This is a genomic window from Parcubacteria group bacterium (assembly GCA_041657845.1).
Classification (GTDB): domain Bacteria; phylum Patescibacteriota; class Minisyncoccia; order Moranbacterales; family JAKLHP01; genus JAKLHP01.
Window position 1 is genome coordinate 1 of record JBBABD010000038.1, and the last position, 7485, is coordinate 7485.

The following is a 7485-nucleotide window of genomic DNA, read 5'->3' on the forward strand; positions in this document are numbered from 1 at the left end:
TTGTAACAATTTGGTTTTAATTTTTGTTTTTTAGTTGGCATAGATTAGCGTTAAAATTTAGGGTATAAGTTTTATCGACCGTTTCCTTTATTTTAGCACTAATTTGTGATTTAATTAAAATCAGCTAGGTAATAATTTATTCTATACTAATATGATCAAAATTGCAATCAACGGATTTGGGCGGATTGGACGTCCATCGCTAAAAATTGCTTTCGAAAAAGAGGGGATTGAGGTAGTAGCGATTAATGATCTGACTGACATTAAAACCGCAGTTCATCTCCTGAAATATGATTCTTCCTATGGAAGATATGGGCACGAAGTTGTTGCTGACGAGGAGAACAAGGAGATCATCATTGATGGCACCAGAATAAAATACTTCTCCGAGGCTGATCCGGAAAAATTACCTTGGAAGGAATTGGAAGTGGATGTGGTTTTGGAATGCACCGGAGTTTTTGAAACCAAAGAGGAAGCGAGGAAACATATCAAAGCCGGAGCGAAAAAAGTGGTTCTTTCGGCTCCCGCTAAAGACGACACGCCGGTTTACCTTCTGGGAGTGAATGAAAAAGATTATCAGGGCGAAGAAATAATTTCTAACGGTTCCTGCACGACTAATTGCTTGGCGCCGATAATAAAAGTTTTGGATGACAATTTCGGAGTGGAAAAAGGTTTTATGACTACCACGCATTCCTACACCAATGACCAAAGAGTTTTGGATTTGCCGCATAAAGACTTGAGGCGAGCCAGAGCGGCAGCACTCAATATTATTCCGACCACAACCGGCGCGGCCAAAACTGTGGGAAAAGTTTTGAAACATTTGGAGGGAAAATTGGATGGAATTTCGCTTCGCGTTCCAACTCCGGTAGTTTCCATAACTGATTTTATTTGCAATATTAAAAAAGAAACAACCGCAGAAGAAATTAACAAAGCCTTTAAAGATTCAGTTTCAAATATTTTTGGCGTTACTGAAGAGCCGTTAGTTTCGATGGATATTAAAGGAGATGCTCATAGCGCGATTGTTGATTTGTCGCTCACGATGGTACAGGGTAATTTGGTAAAAGTAGTTGGATGGTATGACAACGAATGGGGATATTCCAATCGACTGGTGGAAATGGCAATGTTCGTGTCCAGTATTTAAATATTTAGTATTTTATATCCGGTATTTTATGACTGTCGCATTGAAAGATGTGGCAGTTTTTTTTGATTTGACTTTTTTTATAATCCTGCTATTATCAAATTAGATAAAGCTGTGGTGTTCTTCAACAAACAAACTGAAGGGAAACAAGGGTATTTTCAAACAACAAGACGGCAGTCGAAGTATGCTATCCTTTTTCCCGTCCGGGGAGGAGAATTGAGTGGCTGGTGCTAAGATTTCTCCATGCGATAGTCGGTTCACATGACTGTCTCGCTCTTTCTTCTCCTCTAACTTTAGCAACAACGTTGCTACTCGGAGCATAATGCGACAATGCGAGCTAGCTGACATGATCAGCCCTATGCAGAAGTCCATTATGCTCTTTTTTCTTTGCTATTATTGCAATTTTTACTTATTTTGATTCAGAATGTAATATTTTTTAAATAAGAATGTAATACCTTCCAAACACCCGGGGGCGTCTAATTAGCTAAACAGCTATGCTGATGCAAGCCCCCGGGATTCCTAAAGAAGGGTGTGAAAGATAATATCGTGTTGATGTAAATCAACTTTTTAGTAAACTAACTAAAACACGAAAAAAATCTTTCACACCCTCATCCACCTTTCCGGGCAGTATTTTTTTTAAATGCTGTTTTTTTGTTTATTTTCCGTTTTATAGTATAATTATTATGTTGTGTTTTTCATAAACGCTTTTTACTTTATAAACTTTGTAGTTTTTTACTCCGCATCATGTTTCTCAAGAAAGTCGAAATTTCAGGATTCAAATCTTTTGCCCACAAAACTGTGCTGGAATTTGCCAGTGGCAATGATACTCCGGATGACGGAAAGAGATTTCCGATTACCGCCGTAGTCGGACCTAATGGAAGCGGAAAATCCAATGTGGCGGACGCGATCCGCTGGGCGATGGGGGAGCAATCAATGAAAAATCTGCGCGGAAAAAAATCCGAGGATATTATTTTTGCCGGTAGCGGGAAAAAAGAACGATTGGGAAGCGCTTGGGCATCACTTCACTTTGACAATCATGACAAGCGGATTCCCCTGGAATTTTCTGAAGTGGTTATTACTCGAAAACTTTTCCGAAGCGGAGAATCAGAATACCTTATCAATGGAATCAAAGTCCGTCTTTTGGATGTGATTGATCTTTTGGCGAAAGCCGGAGTAGGAAAAGAAAGTTATTGCGTGATCAATCAGGGAATGTCGGATGCGACTTTAAACGCGACTCCAGCTGAAAGAAGGATGGTTCTGGAAGATGCGGCGGGAGTAAAACATTTTCAAATTAAAAAAGAGAGAGCAATTAAAAAACTAGACACAACCCGAGAAAATTTGGGAAGAGTGGGTGATTTGCTCAAAGAAATCGAACCGCATTTAAAAATGCTCAAGAGACAGGCGGAAAAAGCGCAGAAAGGAAAAGATGTGGCTGATCGTCTCAAGGAAAAACAAATAAAACTATATTCGTTTTTGTGGCACTCTTTTCAGGAAGAAAAAAATAATGTTCTGGGGGAAAAAGGAGATTTTGGCGCTAAGATGATGAATGTCCAAAGAGAAGCGGACAAAATTAATGATCAAATTTCAAAATATTCCAAAGAAGTTCAAGGTTCGGATAAGCAAGAAGAAATGGAAAAGAAAAAACAGGATCTTTTGGCTCAGCTAAATAAACTGGAAAAAGAATTGGTGATAACCGAAGGAAGAATTGTGATTGAGCTGGAGAAAAGCAAGGCGCAAAAAATAATTGAAAGTATCCCGGTCGATTTGGATTATGTCAAAGAAAAACTTTCTAAAATCAGAAAAGATCAGGATGAACTTATTAGCCGCATTCAAAATGCAGAGAAGCTGGAAGATCTTCAGGACATCAAGGAATTTGCCAGAGCGATCAATCAGGAGCTTTTTGATCTTTATGAAGAAGTAGGAAAAGGAGAAATAACACCCACCTCTGCTGAAGCTTCGGCGGGCAAGCAGAAAAACACAGAAGCTGAGGAAAAAATTAAAGCATTAGAAAATGATAAAATCAGGGTAGAAAAATCGATTGGAGAATTCAAACTGGAAATAGAAAAAATAAATAAAGAAATAGAAAATGAAAGGGAAGCGGGGAGGGAAGCTAGGCAAAAATTTTTCGAGCTGGAGCGGGAATTTAATCGGAAACAGGAAGAACTTGGGAAGCTCAAGGATCAATTCAATGAGTATAAAATTAAGCAAGCGAGAATCGAGGTTCGCGAAGAGGATTTGACCAATGAAATCAAGAATGAGCTGAAAATGGACGCAATGGATCTGAAATTTGACGGGGAAAATGTTTCTCGGGATGAGTTGGAAAAAGAAATATACCGGCTCAAAGTTCAATGGGAACAGATCGGCGGCATTGATCCGCTAATCGTGGATGAATACGAGGAAACCAAAAAAAGGTTTGAATTTTTGACCAATGAGTCGATTGATCTGGAAGGAGCAATGAAGTCGCTCCGGGAAGTGATCAAGGAAATGGATCGGAAAATAAACGAGGTTTTCAAAGAAGCTTTTGAAAAGATCAATGAAGAATTTTCCAAATATTTCAAGATAATTTTCGGCGGAGGCCAGGCGAAATTAATAAAGTCGAAAGTCGAAAGCCGGAAGTCGAAAGTTTTGGAAGAAGATTTATCCAGTGAAATATCGCAATGCGATAATGACGAAATTATTATTCCACAGGATAAAGAAACAACTGAAGAATTGGGAGTGGATATTTCTGCTTGCCCCCCAGGCAAAAGAATAAATAATCTCTCGATGCTTTCCGGAGGGGAAAGGTCGCTCACCTCGTTGGCCTTGCTGTTTGCCATTATTTCTTATAATCCGCCTCCTTTTGCGATTCTCGACGAAGTTGAAGCGGCGCTTGATGAAGCCAACTCTAAGCGCTTCGGACGCATAATCCAGGAACTTTCCGACAATACCCAATTTATTACCATTACCCATAATCGAGAAACGATGCGCCAAGCTTCATTATTATACGGCGTAACGATGGGAGAAGACGGAATATCGAAATTATTGTCAGTGAGACTTGATCAGGTCGGACAAGGAGGAAGAATTATAAAATAGTTGACATTTTTTAGCTTCTCTAGTAATATAAACCAGTAATATATAACGCGTATCTATTGCGGAAATATGCTCTTTCCGCAGTGGTTTTTATTGTAAAATGCTTACTATCAGATTAAACCGAGTAGGAAAAAAGAACAAAGCTTATTTCCGAATAGTGCTCCAGGAGCACACAATTGCTCCAGGAGGACGCCATATTGAAGTTTTGGGAAGTTATGATCCGCATATGAAAAAAGCGGTTCTTAAGGCCGAAAAAATAAAAGAATGGATAGGAAAAGGAGCACAACCTTCCGATACAGCTTACAACCTATTTGTTAAAGAAGGAGTTTTAACTGGAAAGAAGAGAGTAGTGAAAGTGCCGAAAAAGGCGGTGGCCGAAGTTCCGGCCGAAGAGAAAAAAGAAGCTCCTAAGGAGCCCGCCGACGCTAAAGCTATGGCGGAAAAGGAGATGAAAGCCGAAGAAATAAAGACTGAAGAACCGAAAGCTGAGGAGGTTGACAAAAAATAAGTTATACGATAGAATATTTTAGTAAATTTGAATAATATATTTCCGCAGACAACGGGCATTCCCATAAGTCCCGTCTAGGAAAATAGCTAGAAAGAGCTTTTTAATGTCTGCTGGAAAGCAGGTTTTTGTTTATGCAAACTAAAAAGCAAAAGAAACAAATAGTTGAAGAAATAGTTTCTAAAGTAAAAGAAGCCAAGGCGGTTGTCTTTTCTGATTTCAAGGGAGTAAAAGTCAAGGATTTGACCTTGCTCAAGAAAGAGCTCAGGAAAGAAGGGGTGGATTTCAAGGTTTCCAAGAAGACTTTGATAAACATTGCTTTCAAGGAAGCTGGAATCGAAGTCGATACCAAAAAAATGGAAGGGCAAGTGGCAGTTTCAATTTCGACTAAGGACGAAGTATCGGCAGCAAAAATTATTGAAAAGTTTGCCAAAACCAATCAGAATCTAAAAATTTTGGGAGGGATTTTGGAAAACAAGTTAATGAGCATTGAGCAGGTGAAAGCTTTGGCCAAGCTTCCAAACAAGGAAGAGATGCTAGGAATGTTGGTCGGAACCATCAAGGCTCCGATTTCCGGATTCGTGAATGTCTGTGCCGGAAATCTTCGGGGATTAGTGCAGGTTTTGAAGGGTATTAGTGAAAGTAAAAATTAATTTTAATAACTACGAATTACGAATCAATTACAAATATACGAATGTACGAATTTGTAGATTTGTAGAAGATTTGTAGATTTGTAGGTATCAACAATATGGGAGACGAGAAAAAAGAGGTAATTATACCGGAAAAATTCAAATCCATTGTTTCTGAAATAGAAAAAATGAGCGTTTTGGATCTTTCTGAATTGGTAAAAGTTCTCGAAGATAAATTCGGAGTAAGCGCAGCCGCTCCTATGATGATGGGAGGAGCTATGCCGGGAGCTGTCGCTGAAGCTGTCGAAGAAAAAACTGAATTCGACGTAGAAATTACTGCCGCTGGAGCGCAAAAGATTAATGCTATTAAAGCTGTCCGAGAAATTACTGGATTGGGACTCAAGGAAGCCAAAGACTTGGTTGATGGAGCTCCAAAAGTAATCAAAGAAAAAGTTACCAAAGCCCAGGCTGAAGAATTCAAGAAAAAGCTTGAAGATGCCGGAGCAACCGTAGTACTCAAATAGCCGAGACTTTTAGATTTATAAAAAAATAGAGGCTTCTATAGAAGCCTCTATTTTTGTAAACAAGTCGAAAGTTATTCAATAAAAGTCAAAGCTTTTCCCATTTTGTCCCCGCGTCCGGTTCGACCGATGCGATGGACGTAGTCGTCGTATGTTTCGGGAGCGTCATAATTAATAACGTGAGTAATGTCATTGATATCCAGGCCTCGAGCAGCCACATCAGTAGCTACCAGAATTTGAACTCGATTGTCTTTGAAAAGATTGAGAGCACGCTGGCGTTTGGCGTGATTTTTGTTTCCATGGATCGATTCGGCCTTGAAACCTCTTTTGATCAAAGTTTCAGAAAGTTTTTCCACGCCGTGTTTGGTGCGTCCGAAAATCAGAACTTTGCTCAATTCTTTTTGATTAAGCAGTTCATGAAGAACATCGAGCTTGTTTTTGCTATTTCCAACTCTCACAACGTCCTGCTCGACATTTTTGGCTGTGTCTCTGGTTTTAACAGAAATTCTGACCGGATCTTTCAAAAATTCTCTGATGATAACATCAACTTCCGGAGAAAGAGTAGCAGAGAAGAAAAGCGTCTGCCTATCTTTTGGCATTCCGGCCATAACAAAACGCATATCGCCGATAAATCCCATATCCAGCATTCGATCAGCTTCGTCCAAAACAACGGTGTTCATCAAGGCCAGCTGTATTTTTTTTCTTTCGATCAAGTCTTTCAGTCTTCCTGGAGTTCCAATGATAAAGTTATTGTGATAACGAAGTTCGGAAATTTGGGGTCCGATGCTCACTCCTCCGACGCAACAGACGGAATATAGTTTCATTCCTTTTGAAAATTCTCGAAATTCCTGATCAATCTGAATAGCCAACTCGCGGGTTGGAACAATGATCAAAACGCAATCTTTTGGATTCTGAATAGCTTTGTTAATAAGCGGAATCAAAAAGGCGGCGGTTTTCCCTGTTCCGGTATTAGCAATACCGACGAGATCTGAACCTTTCAAGATATGGGAAATTGAACGATCTTGAATTGGTGTCGGGTCCCCATAACCTTTGCTCAAAATCGTTTTTTTGAGCCTGGCGTCAATAGCAAAATCCTGGAACTGATGTTCCGGTTTGAAGACTTCCACTTCTTCGGTTATTACGGCCTTGTTCACAAATCTTGAGAAATCGATCCTTTCCCCTCGTTGTTTTCCTCTTCCTCTATTTTTTGACCCTTGAAAGCGTCCTCCCGGCCTTGCTGCTTGAGCGGAGAACCTTCTTGGTCCTGCTGATGGGGCAGATGACCTTCTGGGTCCATTGCCTCTGTAGTTTGATTTATACATAGCTTTATTTACGAACTCTCGCCCTATAATTAAAAAGATGCGGCGATTTTATCCCGTGAGTTTTCGATAAAGCTTAAAGCTTGAAGTTTCTAAGAAATAATCCTAAAAAAGTAAAAACTGATGAGATTCAGTTACGTCTGTTAACTATACATGAGAATGGTTTGGTTGTCAATGCCTTGTGGTAATGTCCACATACATATGGCGGTTTTTCCAAGATAGAGTTATCTTGGAGGATGTGTATCAATATGCCAAAAACAATTAAAGAAGAACGGTTAAGATGGGTTTTACCCATCGCCAATAAGGAGTT

At 39.6% G+C, this 7485-nt stretch carries 7 protein-coding genes; 5 read left to right on the top strand and 2 right to left on the bottom strand.

The window, feature by feature from the left end; translation table 11 throughout:
* Positions 1-151: 151 nt before the first annotated feature.
* The 5 genes from gap (at position 152) to rplL (ending at position 5859) form a co-directional block, all read left to right on the top strand.
* Entirely contained in the window at positions 152-1135 is a 984-nt protein-coding gene (gene gap, locus WC906_04675) for a type I glyceraldehyde-3-phosphate dehydrogenase (protein MFA5777707.1), read from the top strand.
* Between the two features lie 741 nt (positions 1136-1876).
* Positions 1877-4204 carry an AAA family ATPase gene (locus WC906_04680; GenBank protein ID MFA5777708.1) on the top strand — a complete coding sequence of 776 codons (2328 nt, stop codon included), beginning with the start codon at positions 1877-1879 and terminating at the stop codon, positions 4202-4204.
* A gap of 97 nt (positions 4205-4301) precedes the next feature.
* Positions 4302-4709: a 30S ribosomal protein S16 gene (gene rpsP / locus WC906_04685; protein ID MFA5777709.1), complete on the top strand. Its 408-nt coding sequence runs from the start codon at positions 4302-4304 to the stop codon at positions 4707-4709.
* A gap of 131 nt (positions 4710-4840) precedes the next feature.
* The gene (gene rplJ / locus WC906_04690) at positions 4841-5359 is read left to right on the top strand and encodes a 50S ribosomal protein L10 (GenBank protein ID MFA5777710.1); all 519 of its coding nucleotides are present in this window, start codon (positions 4841-4843) and stop codon (positions 5357-5359) included.
* A 95-nt stretch (positions 5360-5454) separates the two neighbouring features.
* Positions 5455-5859 carry a 50S ribosomal protein L7/L12 gene (gene rplL, locus WC906_04695; GenBank protein ID MFA5777711.1) on the top strand — a complete coding sequence of 135 codons (405 nt, stop codon included), beginning with the start codon at positions 5455-5457 and terminating at the stop codon, positions 5857-5859.
* Between the two features lie 71 nt (positions 5860-5930).
* Here rplL and WC906_04700 read toward each other — a convergent pair whose 3' ends face one another.
* Complete coding sequence (locus WC906_04700) at positions 5931-7010, bottom strand: DEAD/DEAH box helicase (GenBank protein MFA5777712.1); 1080 nt, start codon at positions 7008-7010, stop codon at positions 5931-5933.
* On the bottom strand, positions 7007-7153 hold the full coding sequence (locus WC906_04705; GenBank protein ID MFA5777713.1) for a hypothetical protein: 147 nt from the start codon (positions 7151-7153) through the stop codon (positions 7007-7009). The genes WC906_04700 and WC906_04705 overlap by 4 nt, the downstream gene beginning before the upstream one ends.
* Positions 7154-7485: the final 332 nt, after the last annotated feature.